This window comes from Glycomyces artemisiae, from assembly GCF_003002955.1.
GTDB lineage: Bacteria > Actinomycetota > Actinomycetes > Mycobacteriales > Micromonosporaceae > Glycomyces > Glycomyces artemisiae.
This window is the reverse complement of the sequence record NZ_PVTJ01000007.1, coordinates 40,179-57,922: the sequence shown is the minus strand read 5'-3', so window position 1 is coordinate 57,922 and position 17,744 is coordinate 40,179. Positions and strand designations below refer to the sequence as shown.

16 protein-coding genes, 1 tRNA gene and 1 pseudogene are annotated in these 17,744 nt (G+C 69.6%); 11 read left to right on the top strand and 7 right to left on the bottom strand.

All coding sequences use genetic code 11. The annotated features are described in order from the left end of the window. Positions 1-7 precede the first annotated feature (7 nt). The 10 genes from B0I28_RS17910 to B0I28_RS17865 all read left to right on the top strand — a co-directional run bounded on the left by B0I28_RS17910 (position 8) and on the right by B0I28_RS17865 (position 8,214). Positions 8-562, top strand: coding sequence for an NUDIX domain-containing protein (locus B0I28_RS17910; protein WP_245889025.1), 555 nt, complete (start codon positions 8-10; stop codon positions 560-562). 201 nt (positions 563-763) lie between these two features. Further along, a complete protein-coding gene (gene ald, locus B0I28_RS17905; protein WP_106365216.1) occupies positions 764-1,885 on the top strand; it encodes an alanine dehydrogenase in 1,122 nt (373 codons plus the stop codon). A 165-nt stretch (positions 1,886-2,050) separates the two neighbouring features. Then, the gene (locus B0I28_RS17900; RefSeq protein WP_106365215.1) at positions 2,051-2,977 is read left to right on the top strand and encodes a ParA family protein; all 927 of its coding nucleotides are present in this window, start codon (positions 2,051-2,053) and stop codon (positions 2,975-2,977) included. A 93-nt stretch (positions 2,978-3,070) separates the two neighbouring features. Beyond that, a complete protein-coding gene (locus B0I28_RS17895; RefSeq protein ID WP_245889024.1) occupies positions 3,071-3,964 on the top strand; it encodes a segregation and condensation protein A in 894 nt (297 codons plus the stop codon). Further along, the gene (gene scpB / locus B0I28_RS17890; protein ID WP_106365213.1) at positions 3,961-4,728 is read left to right on the top strand and encodes an SMC-Scp complex subunit ScpB; all 768 of its coding nucleotides are present in this window, start codon (positions 3,961-3,963) and stop codon (positions 4,726-4,728) included. The genes B0I28_RS17895 and scpB overlap by 4 nt, the downstream gene beginning before the upstream one ends. After that, positions 4,715-5,452: a pseudouridine synthase gene (locus tag B0I28_RS17885; protein WP_106365212.1), complete on the top strand. Its 738-nt coding sequence runs from the start codon at positions 4,715-4,717 to the stop codon at positions 5,450-5,452. The genes scpB and B0I28_RS17885 overlap by 14 nt, the downstream gene beginning before the upstream one ends. A 55-nt stretch (positions 5,453-5,507) precedes the next feature. Further along, the gene (locus tag B0I28_RS17880; protein ID WP_106365211.1) at positions 5,508-5,879 is read left to right on the top strand and encodes a YccF domain-containing protein; all 372 of its coding nucleotides are present in this window, start codon (positions 5,508-5,510) and stop codon (positions 5,877-5,879) included. 105 nt (positions 5,880-5,984) lie between these two features. Next, positions 5,985-6,662: a (d)CMP kinase gene (gene cmk / locus B0I28_RS17875; protein WP_219926843.1), complete on the top strand. Its 678-nt coding sequence runs from the start codon at positions 5,985-5,987 to the stop codon at positions 6,660-6,662. Then, the gene (gene der, locus B0I28_RS17870) at positions 6,655-8,058 is read left to right on the top strand and encodes a ribosome biogenesis GTPase Der (RefSeq protein WP_106365210.1); all 1,404 of its coding nucleotides are present in this window, start codon (positions 6,655-6,657) and stop codon (positions 8,056-8,058) included. The genes cmk and der overlap by 8 nt, the downstream gene beginning before the upstream one ends. Before the next feature lie 82 nt (positions 8,059-8,140). Beyond that, positions 8,141-8,214 (top strand) — tRNA-Pro (locus tag B0I28_RS17865). A 377-nt stretch (positions 8,215-8,591) separates the two neighbouring features. On the opposite strand, the gene B0I28_RS17860 is transcribed toward B0I28_RS17865, so the two are convergent. Continuing rightward, entirely contained in the window at positions 8,592-9,548 is a 957-nt protein-coding gene (locus B0I28_RS17860; RefSeq protein WP_181245837.1) for a hypothetical protein, read from the bottom strand. Here B0I28_RS17860 and B0I28_RS28505 point away from each other — a divergent pair. After that, positions 9,525-9,623 (top strand): annotated as a pseudogene (locus B0I28_RS28505) (AbfB domain-containing protein); the annotation flags it as partial. The gene B0I28_RS17860 and the pseudogene B0I28_RS28505 sit on opposite strands and share 24 nt — an antisense overlap. Before the next feature lie 73 nt (positions 9,624-9,696). Here B0I28_RS28505 and B0I28_RS17850 read toward each other — a convergent pair. From B0I28_RS17850 to B0I28_RS17825, 6 genes are all read right to left on the bottom strand, one after another. Next, positions 9,697-12,006: a glycoside hydrolase family 31 protein gene (locus tag B0I28_RS17850; RefSeq protein ID WP_146148150.1), complete on the bottom strand. Its 2,310-nt coding sequence runs from the start codon at positions 12,004-12,006 to the stop codon at positions 9,697-9,699. A 332-nt stretch (positions 12,007-12,338) separates the two neighbouring features. Continuing rightward, positions 12,339-12,674, bottom strand: a complete 336-nt coding sequence (locus B0I28_RS17845) for a DoxX family protein (RefSeq protein WP_106365206.1) — start codon at positions 12,672-12,674, stop codon at positions 12,339-12,341. Beyond that, positions 12,671-14,443: an AMP-dependent synthetase/ligase gene (locus B0I28_RS17840; RefSeq protein WP_106365205.1), complete on the bottom strand. Its 1,773-nt coding sequence runs from the start codon at positions 14,441-14,443 to the stop codon at positions 12,671-12,673. Before B0I28_RS17840 ends, B0I28_RS17845 begins: the two co-directional genes overlap by 4 nt. A 138-nt stretch (positions 14,444-14,581) precedes the next feature. Continuing rightward, positions 14,582-15,217: a TetR/AcrR family transcriptional regulator gene (locus B0I28_RS17835; protein WP_106365204.1), complete on the bottom strand. Its 636-nt coding sequence runs from the start codon at positions 15,215-15,217 to the stop codon at positions 14,582-14,584. A 65-nt stretch (positions 15,218-15,282) separates the two neighbouring features. After that, complete coding sequence (locus B0I28_RS17830; RefSeq protein ID WP_106365203.1) at positions 15,283-16,374, bottom strand: catalase family protein; 1,092 nt, start codon at positions 16,372-16,374, stop codon at positions 15,283-15,285. Between the two features lie 23 nt (positions 16,375-16,397). After that, complete coding sequence (locus B0I28_RS17825; RefSeq protein ID WP_106365202.1) at positions 16,398-17,732, bottom strand: Dyp-type peroxidase; 1,335 nt, start codon at positions 17,730-17,732, stop codon at positions 16,398-16,400. Positions 17,733-17,744: the final 12 nt, after the last annotated feature.

The window sequence follows — 17,744 nt, the reverse complement described above, 5'->3', positions numbered from 1 at the left end:
GGCTCCCGTGCATGAATACCGAGTCCTCGACAGCGACATCGTCCACCGCGGCTGGTGCTACGACCTGACCGCCGAGACCGTCGCGATGCCGGGCGGCACCAGCGCGCGCCGCGAGTTCCTCGACCACTGCGGCGCGGTCGTCACCGTGCCGCTCGACGAGTCCGGCCGGGTCGGCCTCATCCGCCAGTACCGGGTCCCGCCCAAGGAGCGCCTGTGGGAGTTCCCCGCGGGCCTGCGCGACGTCGAGGGCGAGGACCCGGCCGTGACCGCCCGCCGCGAGCTCGCCGAAGAGGTCGACCTCGCCGCCGCCGACCTCGTCAAGCTCGGCGAGTTCTACACCACCCCGGGCATCTCGAACGAGCTCATCCACTACTTCCTCGCCACCGGCCTCACCCCCGTGCCCGAGGCCGACCGGCACGAGCGCACCGACGAGGAGGCCGCGATCGAGCTCGTCTGGTGGGACCTCGACAAGGCCCTCGACGCGGTCGTGAACGGCGAGATCCGCAACGGCGTGTGCGCGCTCGCGCTCAACCTCGCCCGCCTCCACCTCGAACGACGCTGAAGCGCACGCTGCTGTGTTATCGAAAACCACCGGCCCGTCGCGCGATCGTGCGACGGGCCGACTTACGATCACCGCGACGACGCCGTCCGAACCGCTGACCCAGAAGGAATGCCGGTCTCCGGGCACTGCGCGTCTTAGACTGCCCGTGCGGGACGCCGACCGGCCCCGAACTGGCACAACGCTTCGGAAGGAACCCGCAGAGTGAAAGTCGCCGTCCCCCGCGAGATCAAGAACAACGAGTACCGCGTCGCGCTGACCCCCGCCGGGGTCCACGAGCTCGTCGCCGCCGGACACCACGTCAGCGTCGAGACCGGCGCCGGTCTCGGCTCGGCCATCACCGACGACGACTACCGCGCCGCCGGGGCCGTCATCTGCCCGGACGCCGACTCCACCTGGGGCGCAGGCGATCTCGTGCTCAAGGTCAAGGAACCGATCCACGACGAGTTCCACCGCATGGCCCCCGGCCAGACCCTCTTCACCTACCTCCACCTCGCCGCCTCCGCCGAGTGCACCGACGCGCTCCTGGAGCGGCACGTCACCGGCATCGCCTACGAGACCGTGCAGACCCGCGACGGCCGCCTGCCGCTCCTCGCGCCCATGAGCGAGGTCGCGGGCCGCCTCGCCGTCCAGGCCGGGGCCTACCACCTCCAGCGCCCCGAGGGCGGCCGCGGCACCCTCATGGGCGGCGTCCCCGGGACCCCGCCCGCGCGCGTGGTCATCATCGGCGCGGGCGTCTCCGGCATGAACGCCGCCGCCGTCGCCGTCGGCATGCGGGCCGATGTCGAGCTCCTCGACCTCAACATCGACAAGCTCCACGCCGCCGACGACCTCTACCAGGGCCGCCTGCGCACCATCGTGTCCAACCGCTTCGAGATCAAGCGCGCCTGCCGCGAGGCCGACCTCGTCATCGGCGCCGTCCTCGTCCCGGGCGCCAAGGCCCCCACCGTCGTCGACGACGACGTGCTCGCCGAGATGAAGGACGGCGCGGTCCTCGTCGACATCGCCATCGACCAGGGCGGCTGCTTCGCCCACTCGAAGGCCACCACCCACGACGACCCCACGTTCACCTACGGCGGCAAGCTGTTCTACTGCGTCGCCAACATGCCCGGCGCCGTTCCGAACACCTCCACGTACGCGCTCACGAACGCGACGCTCCCGTACGTCATGAAGCTCGCCAACCACGGCTGGGCCGAGGCCCTCCGCACCGACGCGGCCCTCGCCGGCGGCCTCAACACCTACGCCGGGCAGGTCGTCAACGAGCCCGTCGCGACCACGCACCACCTGCCGCTCATGCCGATCGCGCAGGTCCTCGCCGAGAACTGAGGACACACAGGACCCTCGCGTCCCAGCCGGGAGCAAGCGATCCCACACCGGGTGCCTCGGAGTCTCGCAAGCCGTCGACAGCCTCGATACACTGACGTACAGTCGCTATGACAGGCAATGGTGAGACGCCCGGCACCCGGTGCCGACTCGCACCCGGAGGCGGAAATGAGCAGTGTGGACAGCAACGACAAGTGGGCCGCCCTGCGCGGGGCCGCGCAGGTGCCTCCCACTGACGGCGACGGGGACCTGTCCTCGCCCGACCCCGAGACGTACACCGGCAAGCGCGACATCCCGCAGCCGCAGCCGCTGGAGCGCCACGGACCGGCCCGCGTCATCGCCATGGCCAACCAGAAGGGCGGGGTCGGCAAGACCACCACGACCATCAACCTCGGTGCGGCCCTTGCCGAGTACGGCCGCAAGGTCCTCCTCGTCGACTTCGACCCGCAGGGCGCGCTCTCGGTCGGCTTCGGCACCAACCCCCACACCCTCGACCTGACGGTCTACAACCTCCTCATGCAGGAGGACGTCGACATCGACGACGTCATGGTCAAGACCAACGTCGCCGGGCTGCGCCTCCTCCCCGCCAACATCGACCTCTCCGCCGCCGAGATCCAGCTCGTCAACGAGGTCGCCCGCGAGCAGACCCTCGCCCGCGTCCTGCGCCCGATCATCCCCGACTTCGACTACGTCCTCATCGACTGCCAGCCGTCCCTGGGGCTCTTGACGATCAACGCGCTCACCGCCGCCCACTCGGTCCTCGTCCCCCTGGAGTGCGAATTCTTCTCCCTCCGCGGCGTGGCCCTCCTCCTCGACACCGTCGACAAGGTCCGCGAGCGCCTCAACTACGACCTCGAACTCGACGGCATCCTCGCCACCATGTACGACTCGCGCACCACGCACTCCCGCCAGGTGCTCCAGCGCGTCGTGGAAGCCTTCGGCGACAAGGTGTTCTCCACGGTCATCACCCGCACCGTGCGCTTCCCCGAGACCACCGTCGCGGGCGAGCCGATCACCACGTGGGCCCCGGCCTCCTCCGGCGCCCGCGCCTACCGCCAGCTGGCCCGCGAACTCATCGCCGCTACGGACAAATAACAGCACTGCCAAATAGACACCCGAACGCGTTCCACCACAAGAAACCCAGAGTTCACCCCGATGCGCGCGCGGGGCCCGTCTAAGCTTGCGTGCGTGAGCGACCAGCAGCTGCCCCAGCTCCCGACCCAGCGGGAGGGCGAACCGGACGAGGCCGAGACCGGCTTCCGCGTCCGCCTCGTCAACTTCGAGGGCCCCTTCGACCTGCTGCTCCAGCTCATCGGCAAGCACAAGCTCGACGTCACCGAGATCGCCCTCCACGAGGTCGCCTCCGAGTTCATCGCCTACGTCACCGGACTCGACGAGGCCTGGAACCTCGAAGAGACCTCCGAGTTCCTCCTCGTCGCCGCCACCCTCCTCGACCTCAAGACCGCGCGACTCCTGCCCGGCACCGTCGTCGACGACGAAGAGGACCTCGCCCTCCTCGAAGCCCGCGACCTCCTCTTCGCCCGCCTCCTCCAGTACAAGGCCTACAAAGAGGCCGCCGGGGCCCTCTCCGAGCTCGCCGAGGGCGCCGCCACCCGCGTCCCCCGCAACGTCGGCCTCGAAGACCGCTTCAAGGGCCTCCTGCCCGAACTCGTCCTCGACCTCACCCCCGACGCCCTCGCCGCCCTCGCCGGGAAGGCCATGAAGCCCAAGCCGCCCCCCACCGTCGGCACCGGCCACATCCACGTCCAGCGCGTCTCCGTGCGCGAGCACGCCGTCATCCTCTCCCGCCGCCTCCAGCGCGTCCAGACCGCGACCTTCCGGGCCCTCACCTCCGACTGCGAGACCCACCTCGAAGTCGTCGCCCGGTTCCTCGCGCTCCTGGAGCTCTACCGCGAGGCCCTGGTCGGCTTCGAGCAGATGCAGGCCCTCGGCGAGCTGACCGTCCGCTGGCTCGGCGGCACCGGCAACACCGAGATCGAGGTCGACGAGTACGCGGGCACGCCCGCAGAGGCCGAAACCGCGTCCGCGGACGCACCCACGGGGGAGGACACGCGCGAATGAGCGAGCGAACCGAAGACCTGGAAGAGGGCCTGGCCTCCTGGCGCATGCCCAGCGCGCGCCAGGAGGCGGCGCCGCTGCGCGCCGACACGCCCGCCGACGAGCCGGTCGGCGACGTCGACGAGTACGCGGCCGCGCTGGCCGCCGTCCCGGCCCAGCCCGAGCCCGAAGCCGACGACGAGCCCGAACCCGAGGCCGCGGCCCCCAGCCCCGTCCCCGAGGACGTCGACCTGGGCGCGGTCCTGGAGGCGATCCTCATGATCGCCGAGGAGCCGCTCTCCGAGGAGTTCCTCTCCTCGGTCCTGGAGCGACCGCGCTCACAGGTGCGCGAGACGCTCGGACGGCTCAGCGCCGAATACACTGGTGACGGACGCGGATTCGATCTGCGTCGCCAAGCCGGCGGCTGGCGCTTCTACACCCGGGCCGACTACGCCCGCTACGTGGAGCGGTTCGTGACCGACGGCGCCTCCGCCCGCCTCACCAAGGCGGCGCTGGAGACGCTCGCCGTGGTCGCCTACCGGCAGCCGGTCACCCGCGGCCGCATCTCGGCCATCCGGGGGGTCAACTGCGACGGGGTCATCCGCACGCTGCTGGCGCGCGGCCTGGTCGAGGAGTGCGGGACCGACCCGGACTCGACGGCGACGCTCTACCGCACCACCACCCTGTTCTTGGAGAAGATCGGGCTGGACTCGGTCGACCAGCTCCCCGAGCTGGCCCCGTTCCTGCCCGACGACGTGACGGATATCGAGGAAGATGAACAACGCTGACGCAGAGGGCGTACGCCTGCAAAAGGTCCTGTCGCAGGCCGGGATCGCCTCCCGCCGCGCCGCCGAGGAGCTGATCTCCCGCGGCAAGGTGAAGGTCAACGGCGAGCCCGCCCGACTCGGCCAGCGCGTGGACCCCGCCAAGGACGTCATCCACGTCTCCGGCAAGCGCGTCGTGACCGACGTCGACAAGGTCTACTACGCGATCAACAAGCCGCGCGGGATCGTCTCGACCATGGAGGACGACGAGGGCCGCCCCTCGCTCGCGAACTTCGCGCAGGGCCTGGACCACCGGGTGTTCCACGTGGGGCGCCTGGACACCGACTCCGAGGGCCTGATGCTGCTCACCAACGACGGGGAGCTCGCGAACCGGATCATGCACCCCTCGCACGGCCTGCCGAAGGTCTACCGGGCGCAGGTCAACGGGATCATGGACCGGCCCACCTGGAACCGGCTGCTCAAGGGCGTCGAGCTGGAGGACGGGCTCGCGAAGGCCGAGAAGCTGAAGATCATCGACGAGCACGCCGGGCAGTCGTTGATCGAGATCACCATGCACGAGGGCCGCAAGCACATTGTGAGGCGCCTCATGGACGAGGTCGGGCACCACGTCTCGCGTCTCGTGCGCACGGAGATCGGCCCGATCCAGTTGCGGAACCTGAAGCCGGGGACGCTGCGGCGGCTCACCCCCAACGAGGTGGGGGAGCTGTTCCGCGAGGTCGGGCTCTAGCCTTGTACAGCCTGCTGTAGCGACGGGATGGGCAAGGCCCGGTTAGGGTCTCATCATGAAGACGATACTGAACATCATCTGGTTCGTGCTCGCCGGGCTGTGGCTCGCGATCGGCTACTTCGTTGCGGGCCTGGTGTTCTGCATCTTCATCGTGACCATCCCGTTCGGGATCGCGAACATGCGGCTCGCCGGGTACGTGCTGTGGCCGTTCGGGCGCACCGTGGTCTACGACCCGCAGGCCGGGTGCCTCACGCTGGTGGCGAACATCCTGTGGCTCATCCTGTTCGGGTGGGAGCTCGCGCTCGCCCACCTGGTGACCGGGTTCCTCCAGGCGATCACGATCATCGGCATCCCGCTGGCCGTGGCCAACTGGAAGATGATCCCGCTCGCGCTGTGGCCGCTGGGGGCGCGCGTCGTCGAACGCTAGGCCGTCCGCGCATAGACTGTGGACCGGCCCCGTTCGCCACCCCAGCTCGCCTGACCCGGCATGATGTAGGTTTGCGGGGTTTGCACATGAAGAACGGAGCCGACAGTGCCTGAGCAGAAGAGCGGACCGGTCGTCGCTATCGACGGCCCGTCCGGGGCCGGGAAGTCGACGGTGTCCAAGACCCTCGCGACCGCGATCGAAGCGGCGTACCTCGACACCGGTTCGATGTACCGGGCGGCGACCCTCGCCGTCCTCAAGGCCGGCGTCGACCCCTCCCAGACCGCGCAGGTCACCAAGACGGTGAAGAACGCCAAGCTGGAGTTCGGCACCGCGCCCGAGGACCCGTTCACGCGCGTGGACGGGGAGGACGCCGACCAGGCGATCCGCTCCGACGAGGTCACCAAGGCCGTCTCGGCGGTCGCGGGCAACAAGACGGTGCGGAAGTTCCTCATCGACGAGCAGCGCCGCATCATCGCGAACGCCAAGCGCGGCATCGTGGTCGAGGGCCGCGACATCGTCGAGGTGGTCGCCCCCGACGCCGACGTCAAGGTCTACCTCACCGCGGACCCCGTCGAGCGCGCCAAGCGCCGCGCCGCCGAGAACGGCGCCGACGCGACCGCGACCGCGAAGGACCTCCAGCGGCGCGACACCGCCGACTCGAAGACCACCAAGCCCCTGGAGGCCCCCGCGGGGGCCGTGGTGATCGACTCCACGGCGCTGCCGATCGTGGAGGTAGTGGCCAAGATCCTGGCCTTGCTGAACAACAGGGACATCGATGAGTGACGAACCGACCTGGGCCGACGACGACTTCGAGTTCGACGAGGACGACCTCGCCGAAACCTCGCAGGACCGCGGCCCGGTCCCGACGGTGGCCGTGGTCGGCCGCCCCAACGTGGGCAAGTCGACCCTGGTCAACCGCATCCTGGGCCGCCGCGCCGCGGTCGTCCAGGACGAGCCGGGCGTGACCCGCGACCGCATCGCGTACGACGCCGAGTGGTCCGGGAAGCAGTTCAGCCTGGTCGACACGGGCGGCTGGGACCCCGACGCGGACGGCATGGCGAAGGCCATCGCCTTCCAGGCCGAGCTCGCGATGCGCACCGCCGACGTCATCGTCTTCGTGGTCGACTCCCGCGTCGGCCCCACCGACGCCGACGAGGCCGCGGTCCGCATCCTCCGCTCGACCCGCAAGCCGGTCATCCTCGTCGCGAACAAGGCCGACTCCGAGCGCCAGGAAGCGGAGGTCCACGACCTCTGGAGCCTCGGCCTCGGCGAGCCGTTCCCGATCTCGGCCCTCCACGGCCGCAACTCCGGCGACCTGCTCGACAAGATCATCTGGGCGTTCCCCGAGGAGCCCACCGGCAAGCTCAAGGAGCGCGGCCCCCGCCGCATCGCCCTGGTCGGCCGCCCCAACGTCGGCAAGTCCAGCCTCCTGAACCGCATCGCCGGCGAGGACCGCGCCGTCGTCGACAACGTCGCCGGCACCACGGTCGACCCGGTCGACTCCGTCGTCGAGATCGACGGCGAGGACTGGATCCTGGTCGACACCGCGGGCCTGCGCAAGCGCGTGAAGTTCGCGTCGGGGACGGAGTACTACGCGGCCCTGCGCACCGAAGCGGCTGTAGAGGCCGCCGAGGTGGCCCTGGTGCTCCTGGACGCGTCTGAACCGATCAGCGAGCAGGACCAGAGGGTCCTCACGCAGGTAGTGGAGAGCGGCCGAGCCCTGGTCCTGGCGTTCAACAAATGGGACCTGGTGGACGAGGACCGCCGCTACTACCTCGAAAAGGAGATCGACCGGGAGCTGGGCCAGGTGAGCTGGGCCCCGCGGGTGAACGTCTCGGCGCTGACGGGCCGCGCCGTGGAGAAGATCGCCCGATCACTCCGCGTCGCCCTCGAAGGCTGGGGCCAGCGCATCACCACCGGCGAGCTGAACCAGTGGATCAGCACCCTCCAGGCGGCCACCCCGCACCCGACCCGCTCGGGCAAGGCCCCGAAGGTCATCTACGCGACCCAGGCCGCCGCGGAGCCGCCGCGCTTCATCCTCTTCACGAACGCGCCGTTCGAGAAGCAGTACCTCAAGTTCATCACCCGCAAGCTCCGAGAGGACTTCGGCTTCCCGGGCACGCCCATCGAACTCGTGGTCAAACCACGCGAATCCCGCAAAAAAGACAAGCGCAAATAGCCCGCCTCACACGGGGGACCTCGCCTCAGAGGCCCCCGACCCCATAAGCTAAAGTTGTCACCGCCGCGGCAACGCGGCAAAACGGGCTGTGGCGCAGCTTGGTAGCGCACTTGACTGGGGGTCAAGGGGTCGCAGGTTCAAGTCCTGTCAGCCCGACAGACGGACACCGGGAACATCATTGATGTTCCCGGTGTTTTCGTATGCGTCCGTGATGTAGTGGAGCTACCGGGCGATAATTTCGGGCGGCCGGGCACGATCGAGTAGTTCCTGGTGACTACCGGCAAGTCGGATTCGCGAATGTCATGGGTGTTGTTGGGTTTGTCCTAGGTTCGAGTGAGGCCTTTTGTGGTGTGCGAGGGCGCAGAGAACAGCGACGACATTCTCAGCGAGTTCTCCTCTCGCGCATGTAAATGGGCCGGGTGGACCGTGGCCGCGTCATCGATGTCTCGAGAGCCGATGCTGCCCGAGTCCTTCAGGACCAAGGGCCCCAAACACAAGCTTGGGGCTCTTGGTTTCGAGAGGTTACGCGGTCGTCAGACCGGTGATCGCTTCGCCGAGATCGTCAGCGGCGGCGTCCACCTCCTCCTGGGTGGCGCCGTTGTCGTCGTTGACTGCGGTCGCTGCGTCGCGGGCGGAGAGCAGCGCGGCCCAGGTGTCGGCGGTCCAGCCGGTCTCAGAGAGCGCGGGAGTGTCGACCAAGTGGACAGCGAGCCGGATTTGTCGATGGCTTGGACGATGAATTGGAGCTCGGCGACGTTGCAGTAGCCGTTGCCGCCGCTGATGCGCAGCGCGTCGAACGAGACGGGCTCAGTCAGGCTGACGGTGTTCCAGCCGCGCACCGGGGTCCCCGTGCTCGCGAACTTCGTCCAGGTCGCGCCGCTGTCGTTCGAGCCGTCGATGGCCAGGCCGGTCAAGCGCGAGATCGCGTTGTCCCGCGGGAAGTACCTGATGCCGACGATGGTGAACGCGGTTCCGTCGGTCGGCAGCACGGTGTTCGTGCACGACTTCGTGGTCGTGTCAGTCCAGGTGCCGGTGTTCCCGTCGAACATGCGCCAGCCGTTGGCAGCAGCGCTGGTCGCTCCGTCGGCGGTCGCGGTGCTCGCGGCGACCCAGGCCGGGTCGAGGGTCGCGGGCTTCTCGGTCACCAGCGGGTCCAGGAGGTCCCAGGCGCGGATGAGCCGTCGGGCGAGCGCGGCCTCGTCGGCGCCGGCCTCCTCTCGGGCCTCGCGGACCGCGGCCACTTCGCGCGGGCAGAGGATCCGCGAGCCGCGCGTGTACTGGGTCAGGTCGGTCGGGTCGGTCAGCGTCGTCCAGTTCTGGAGGTCGTTCGAGCCTTCGATCACCTGGTCGACCATGCGCCACATGCCCTGGTCGTCTTGGCGGGCGAGGAAGTCCTTGCGGTCGAGCGCGATGCCGCGGCCCTCGCCGAAGTCCCAGGTCAGGGAGTACTGCCCGTCGACCGCGGCTACCCCGACCGGTACCTCCGCCACTACGACTACCTGCTGAAGCTCGACCCGATCAGCGATGCGACCGGCCGCGCCGACGCGACCTTCCGCATCGCCTGATGCGGCTCGATGAGGTGGGGCGTGCAGGGGCCGGCTTTCGTCGGCCCCTGCACGATCCAGCAGTCTCGGACCGTCAGAGGACCAGGCGCAGTTCGGCACGGTTGTACTCCCCGCTCACGGATGCGACCGCCGTATCGCGCCAGCCTGCGCCCGGCGCGGCGAGGCGGGCCCGGATGCGGCGCCGCTCGGGCATGCCGGGGTAGTCCCCGTCGGGTTCGGCGATCGTGAGTGTGCGCTGGGAGTCGTTCCAGCGCATGCGGATCCAGGCGCGGGCACCGTTTTCGTAACCCCAGCCGTCCGCTTCGTCCTCGTAGAGCGCGAACTCGCCGTCCGCACCGGGGACGACCACGACGTCGAGGTCACCGGGATCGCCGTCCGCCGCGGCCATCGGCACGATCGCGCCCGAACGGGCGAAGACCGGGATGGTCGCCAGCGGGGCCGGGGCGTCGATCCACTGTCCGCCTGCAAGGCGGTCACCGCTCCAGCAGTCGACCCACTCGCCCGCGGGGAGGTAGACCGGCCGCGTCTCCGGTCGGCCTTCCAGTTGGGTCGAGTCCGGGCCGAACCGCTGCGGCTCGGTGACCGGGCAGACCATGAGGGAGGGACCGAGGAGGAACTGGTCGGCGATGCCCAGTGCCGCAGGGTCGTCGGTGAAGTCGAACGCGAGCGGGCGGATCATGCTCTCGCTGTCGAAGTACACCTGGCCGGCGGTCGAGTACAGGTAGGGCACGAGCGCTTTGCGGAGGCGGATGAACGCCACGAGGGCGTCGTACACCGCTTCGCCCGGCTCGCCGAACTGCCAGATCTCGCGCGGGGTGTCGGTGCCGTGGGCCCGCATCATCGGCAGGAACGCCGCGTACTGGAACCAGCGCAGGAACAGCTCGCGGTAGCCCAGGTCGGCTGCGCCGCCGTCGAAGTCGCCGGCCCAGAACCACTGCTCGCCGCGCTTCACGAAGAACGCGCCGATGTCGCAGTTCCAGTACGGCTGCCCGGCGGCGGCGAAGTTGAGGCCTTCGGGAATCTGGCGGCGCAGCGTCTCCCAGGTGGCGCTGATGTCGCCGGACCAGGGAACGGTGCCGTACCGCTGCTGCCCGGCCCAGGCCGAGCGGGTCAGGTTGAACACCCGCTTGCCGCTCCCGCTTGCCCTCTGGTGGTCCCAGAAGCCCTGGGCGTGGGCGAGCGGGTATCCGTTGGCGCGCAGCGGTCCGATCTGCCGTTCGGCGGCTTCGACGTTGACTCGTCGGCGTTCGGTCCGGGACGGCTCGACCTCGCCGTGCCAGTCGGCGTCGAACGGTTCGGAGCTGTCGGCCCACCAGGCGTCCATGCCCGTCTCCCACAACCGCCCGGCCTGCTTCCAGAACATGGCCCGGGCTTCGGGGTCGAAGGCGTCGTAGGTGGTGCCGTTGGCCAGCAGTTTCCCGGCGGCGGCGAACTCCCGCCGGTCGTCGCCGTCGCCGGACAGGTGCGGCCAGACCGAGATCATCAGGCGCGTGCCCATCTCGTGGAGCTCGTCGCACATGGCCTTGGGGTCGGGGAAGCGTTCGGCGTCGAAGGACTTCTGGCCCCACAGGCCTTCGTTCCAGTACTGCCAGTCCAGGACGATGCATTCGAGCGGGAGGCCGAGCCGGGCGTAGCGGCGGGCCGCTTCGAGCAGTTCCTCTTGGCCCGCATAGCGTTCCTTCGACTGGATGTAGCCGAACGCCCACCGCGGCGGGATCGGTGCCGCGCCGGTGAGGCGGCGGTAGCCGCGCACCGCGCCTGCGGGGCCGCCGCCGGCGATCACGAAGTACTCCAACTGCCGGACCGCGTCCGCCGCCAGGAACGAGCCCGCGTCGTCGTCGTGGAAGTCCATGGCCGAGTAGCCGTTCCACAGCAGGCCCCAGCCGCGCGAGGACACTAGGAACGGCAGCCCGATCTTCAGGTTGTGCTGGTAGATCTCCTGGCTGCGGCCCCGGTAGTCGAGGAGCCCGTCCTCGTGCTGGCCGAGTCCGTAGATCGCCTCACCGTCGGAGAAGCGCAGTCCAAGCCGCGCCCGGAATGCCTTGTCGGGGCGGGGATCGAGCCCCTTGCCATCCTCTTCGAACAGCGTCCGGCCTTCGTGATCGAGCCAGGTGAAGCGGCCGGTCGACAGGTCGATGTGCACCGTGAGCGAGCCGCCGGACGTGGAGAGAACGTTTTCTGACTCCCACGCCTGGAACTCGACCGTCTCGCGGGTCCGGGAGGGGTCCAGCATCGGCCCCTCGTCGAACTCCGGCCCGCCGAGCCCCGCAGGGAGCGCGGCGACCCGCGCGATCCCCGGAGCCTCCCAGGCCAAGCGCATGACCAGGCCATCGGCCTCCAGGACCACCCCGTCATCGCGGCGCTCCCACGTGATTGCAGGCAAGATCCGCTTCCTTCCGTTCAAGACCGGCGATCGACACCGCCGCTTTCGAGAACCTTCACGGTAACGAGACCGCTGATCGAAGTCAAGAAATCGTTATCCTCATTCTTCTGGATTCCTGACGTGGAGGGGTGCGCGCTTGGTGATGCGGGCCGGCCCGTGGTTGCAGTGCGACGATGTGCCCTCACGGGATCCCTCGGCGCAGCCGCGGCAGCGGCCGGTCGAGTCCGGAATCAAGGCCTTGACAGATATCGATTTCTATGAATGATACTCCGAGTGTCACTTGCGGCGATTTCCTCGCCACTGCTGGATGCGGCGAGCCGTTATCCGATCGCTCAGACCAGGAACCACGCGTAGGCGGCCGCCACGGCCGCGACGATCAGTGGAATCGCGATGCGGCGCAGGCCGTCCCGGTGCACGGCATGGGCACCGGTGGCGCCGAGCATGAGCAGGACGAGGCCGACCGCGGCGGCGATGCCGGTCCAGGGCACGGCGAGGCCGAGCGCCACCCCGGCCACGGCGGCGAGTTCGAGTGCGCCGAGCAGCCGGTACTGACCGGCGGTGAAGCCCAGGTGGGCGGCCGCGTCCCGCATTGCCGGGACGGCGAGGAGCTTCGCCGTGCCGAGGACGCCGAAGACGGCGATCAAGACGACGGCGAGGACGATGGTCACGATGGGTCCTCCTGGTACATGGATTCGATTGCTTCGGCGAAGTGGTGCGCGACCACCGCGCGCTTGATCTTGAGGCTCGGCGTGATCTCGCCGGCTTCGACGCTGAGTTCGCGCGGCAGGATGCGGAACCGCTTGACCGTCTCCCAACGGTTGAGTCCGGCGTTGACGTCGGCGACCGCTTGGCCGAGGGCGGATTCGATCTCCTCTCGACTCCGCCCGTCGATCGCGTCCGGGTCGAGTGTGACGAGCAGGCTCGCGAACTTGCGGCCTTCGGCGATGACGATCGCATTGCCGATGAGTGGACATGCCGCCTTGAGGGCGGACTCGATCGCGGTCGGCGCGACGTACTTGCCGCCGCTGGTCTTGGCGAGGTCCTTCTTGCGGTCGGTGATTCGCAGGTAGCCGTCAGCGTCGAGTTCGCCGATGTCGCCGGTCGCGAACCAGCCGTCGGCGTCGATGACCTCGACGGTGGCCTCGGGCAGGCGGTGGTAGCCGCGCATGATGCCTCCGCCGCGCAGCAGGATCTCGCCGTCCGCGGCGATGCGGACCTCGGTGCCCGGCAGGGCCGGGCCGACGGTGCCGATGCGATGGCGACCGGGCCGGTTGACGAAGGAGACGCAGGTGGCCTCGGTCAGCCCGTAGCCCTCCAGCAGCGGCAGCCCGGCGGCGGCGAACCATTCGGCGATCGGCGTCGCCAGGGCCGCACTGCCGCAGACGAGGATCTCTAGGCGGCCGCCGAGCCGTTCGCGGATCGCGTGGAACACAAGCCGGTCGGCGACCGCGAGCCGAGCCCGACCCCAGAAGCCGACCGCCTGCCCGCCTTGGCGTCGGCGCACGGCATCGACACCGATGCGGAAGGCCCACTTGAAGATCACGGCGCGGATGCCGCCGCGGGCGGTGGCCGAACTCTGGACGCGGCCGTGGATCTTCTCGAAGATGCGAGGGGCGGCCGCCATCATGGTGGGCTGAACGGCGGCGAGGTTGTCGACGATCCGGTCGATGCGCCCGTCGATCGCGGTGCTGAAGCCGACCTCGTACTGGACGGCGAGCAGCATCTTGCCGAACACGTGGGACAGCGGCAGCCACAGGAGCTGGACGTGATCGCGCCGCAGCACGTCCTGGGAGGCGACCGCCTCGACCAGGTACCGCCAGTTGGCGTGCGTCAGCTCGACGCCCTTGGGACGGCCGGTGGTCCCGGAGGTGTAGATGATGGTGGCCAGATCCTCCGGGCCGACCGACGCCACGGTGTCGCGGACGCAGGCCGGGTCGGTGCGCAGGCGTGTGCGGCCGAGTGCGGCGAGGTCGTCCCAGCCCAGGGTGTCCTCGTCGCCTCGTCTTCCGAAGGTCACTACGGTGCGGACCTGGCCGACCCATCGACCGTCCGCGCGAAGCTTGGCCACTTGATCGGTGTCCTCCGCGAAGACGGCGACAGCACCGCAGTCCTCAAGGATGTAGGCGACGTCCTCGGCGTTCGTGTTCGGATACACCGTGGTGGTGACCGCACCTGCGAGCGCGACCGCGAGGTCGGCGAGCACCCATTCGATCCTGGTCGAGGCGGCGATGGCGACCCGCTCGCCCGGAGCGATCCCGAGTTCGATCAAGCCTGCGGCGAGCGCGGTGGCTCGGTCGGCCATTTCGTTCCAAGTCAGCCCCACCCAGCCCTCGGCCGACGGATGGCGGAAGGCCACCGCGTCGCCGAACCGGGCACAGCTCCGCAGGAACCGGGAACCGACTGAGGCCGCCTCGGCGGCGGTCGAAAGCGTGGACATTGCGGTCGCCTTCCCGGGAGCCGGCATCGCGGCATCCCTAAGAATGATTACATCATCGTAACTGATGTAATTATCACTTTACGGGAACGACCTTGTCAAGGCCGAGTCGTTCGCGGCCTTGCGTCGAGTAGGAGTCGGCTAGCCGGCCGCCGGGAGCGGTCGTGCGGCGATCTCGCTGGCTTCGTCACCGGGCAGGCCGAGCATGCGCAACAGGTTCGCCGCGAGTTCGTCGGCGGCGTGGTCGATGGCCGCGGGTTCGGGCTGGAGCAGGCCCAGGTGGATGACGCCGAGCACGGCTCCGCCGGCGCACGCGATGGTCACCTGCGGATCGCCGAAGGCGAAGCGGCCGACGTCCTTGGCGTGCTGGAGGTCGCGCAGCGCCCGGGGGGCGAGCCCGGTCGGTGCGGTGAGGTAGCCCGGGCCGACGCGCTCGATGATCTTGGCCATTTCCGGCTGGGTCTTGGGGAAGCGCGCGGTCAGGCGCACCGAGGCGGCGAAGACTTCGGCGGGGTCCCCCAGGGCGGCGGTGACCTCGTCGAGCATCGCGCCGTGTTCCTCGACGACCTCGGCGACGGCGGTTTCGAAGAGCTCCTGTTTGGAGGCGAAGTGGTTGTAGAAGGAACCGAAGCCGACGTCGGCGGCGTCGGTGATCTCCTGGATGCTCACCTCCGCGGGGTCGCGGGTGGTGAGGAGTGTCCGGCCCGCCGCGATGAGGGCGGCGCGGGTGCGGGCCTTGCGGCGGTCGAGGCGGTTCGCGGTTCCTGACTGGGCCATGGGGAGATCGTAGTCGACATCAGTTCTGATGGGGATTCCACGATCTCCCCGGTTGCGGCGTGTCGTCACTGCGGGAGCTCGTCGATGCTGGACGGCTCGTGTTCGGCGATGCCGTTGTAGGTATGGCGGAATTCGCTGGAGCGCGGGTAGGCGCGGCGGCGCGAGCGCATGATCGATCCGAGCGGCCGGTGCGCCTCAAGCGCATGCCAGGGATTGAACGAGAGCACGTCGTCGGCCCATCGCCGCCGCTCGTCGCTGTACGCCTCCTGCGCGGGGAAGCTCAGGACGGCGATGCTCTGGTGCGGCGACAGCTCCTCGGGCCACAGCACCGAGGCGTCCTCGACCGGCATCCGCTCCACATCGGTGCACAGCTGCGCCCGCAGCTCGTACTCGGCGCCTTCGCGGCGGAAGAACTCGGTCACGATGTCGCGCAGTGCCGATTCACCGTCGCGTTTGGCGACGGGCTTGCCGGTGAGGCTCCTGACGTTCGCCGACCGCGGCGCGGCCGAGATCTTGGCGACGTAGTCCCCGTACCGCACGGCGGCCATCGAGTGGAAGGTCTCACCGAGGATGTTGTGGTTCGCCGCGGCGAGCGTCTCGACCGCCGGCGGCAGCGGGCGGTGCGCGGCGGTCAGCGCCTTCGCGGCCGCGCGGGCGGCCAGCCCGGCGCGCTGGAGCTGCTGGTCGCTCTGCTGCGGCTGCTTCTCCAGGAGGCCCTGGAGCTTGGCGTACTCGGCGATGTTCCCGAACGGCAGCGTCGGGTGGTTGACGAGCAGGAAGTCCTGCGTGGTGAAGCCGTCCTCCACCGCCCGCGGGCCCTCCGCGCCGATCACCTTGAGGGCGAAGCCGCGCTGCACCGGCACCTGGTCCGAGCGCAGGTCGCCCGGCGCGGTGGAGAGCCGCAGGACCACCGGGTAGGTGCGCGGCCGGGCGAACAGGCCCTGAGCGAGGTGCTCGGGCAGGTCCGGCAGGACGCGCAGCTCCCCGGCGAGCACGCCGTGGCTCTTGGCGTGCGCGTCGCGCAGGCCGTGCCGGTGCTTGGCGGCGACCTGCTGGTTCGCGTGCAGCATCGCCTGGACGACCTGGCGGGTGAGCTCTTCCTCGTCCGGGAAGGGCACTTCGAGGTCCGGCCGGTACCGGACGTAGCTCGTCGGCATGGTTGCCTCCTTCATGGACTCCGTCACCGGCTGAGCCAGTCGATGGCGGACAGGCCGGGCATGAAGAAGTACTCCCCGCCCAGCAGCGTGTTGAAGCTCTGAATGTTCTGGATCCGGCGCGGCGGCGAGCCGGGCACGGTGAAGTAGGCGCCCTTCTTGTCCTGCAGGGAGATCATCGGGTCCTTCTCCTTGCCGAGACCGACGAAGTTGCCGGAGTTGACCCATTCGCTCTGGAGGAACTCGACGTTGTCGATCGCTCGCGCGCCCAAGGCGATGAAGTCGAGGCCGCGCGGGCGACCGTCGTCGGTGAGGGCGTCCGCGGGCAGCGGCTCGCCGTAGGAGGTGCTGCGCCGGATGATCCGGCGGATGTTGACGTCGGTGAGGACTTCGAGCTTCGTGTCGCGCGGGTTCATCCGGCGGATGTGCGAGCCCAGCGGCGTGTGCAGCCCGCGCGGGTCGTCGGCGTAGTCGAAGTCGTTGATCCGCTTCGGGTCGGCCCCCAGCGCCGCATCGTCCCGGTCGGGTGCCAGCGCCAGCGGTGCGCCGCTGCGCCAGCGCCCGACCAGTTTCGCCGCCAGCAGCTCGCGCTCGGCCTTGGTGCGGCCGTTGTCGTGCAGGTACCGGTTGAACGCGTCCACGTGCGAGTGGTACTTGCGGAAGACGACATAGGTGCCGTTGCGGCCGAGGACGTCGGGCGCGGGCGTCGCCAGCGGGCTGCCGGTCTCGCTCGGATAGCCGAGCACGAACTCCCCGGCCTTGATCGGCCGCCCGTCGCCGGGCAGCGGCTCGGCGCCGCTGCCTTCGACGACAGGCTGGCTGAACCCGTCCCGGTACCCGAACACGTTGAACCCGTCCGCGCCGAAGTCCTGGTGCGACAGCAGGTTCACCCCCGGAACCTCGCGCAGTTCCCGCTCGTACGCGGCGACCTCGGACTGCCAGTCGGCCTCGTTCTCGGCGAAGACGGTCACGGCGACGTGCACCCGCGCCGTCCCGAAGGGGAACTCCCAGTGCTCGGGCGCGTTCGGTCCGGTGTCGCGCAGGCGCTCGGCGCGAGCGGCCATGCCGGCGCGGAAGTTCGCCGGGAACGAACTCAGCGAGGATTCGGGGACGCCGAGGGCGACCAGGCCCTGGTAGGTGACGGCCAGGGCCATCCAGGAAGGCTGCGGCTCGTCCCACCGGGCCGCCGAGGTCACCCGCGGCGCGAGCCGCCGCAGGAGCTCCTTGCCCGCGGCGGGGTCGGTGATCTCCAGGATCGCGTGGGTCCCGAAGTACGGTTCGGGACGCGCGCGCAGCACCGTGGCCTGGATGTCCTCCAGCTCCAGGGTCGGCTTGCGGCGGATGCGCCGGAACAGGTCCATCGTCGGCTCCCT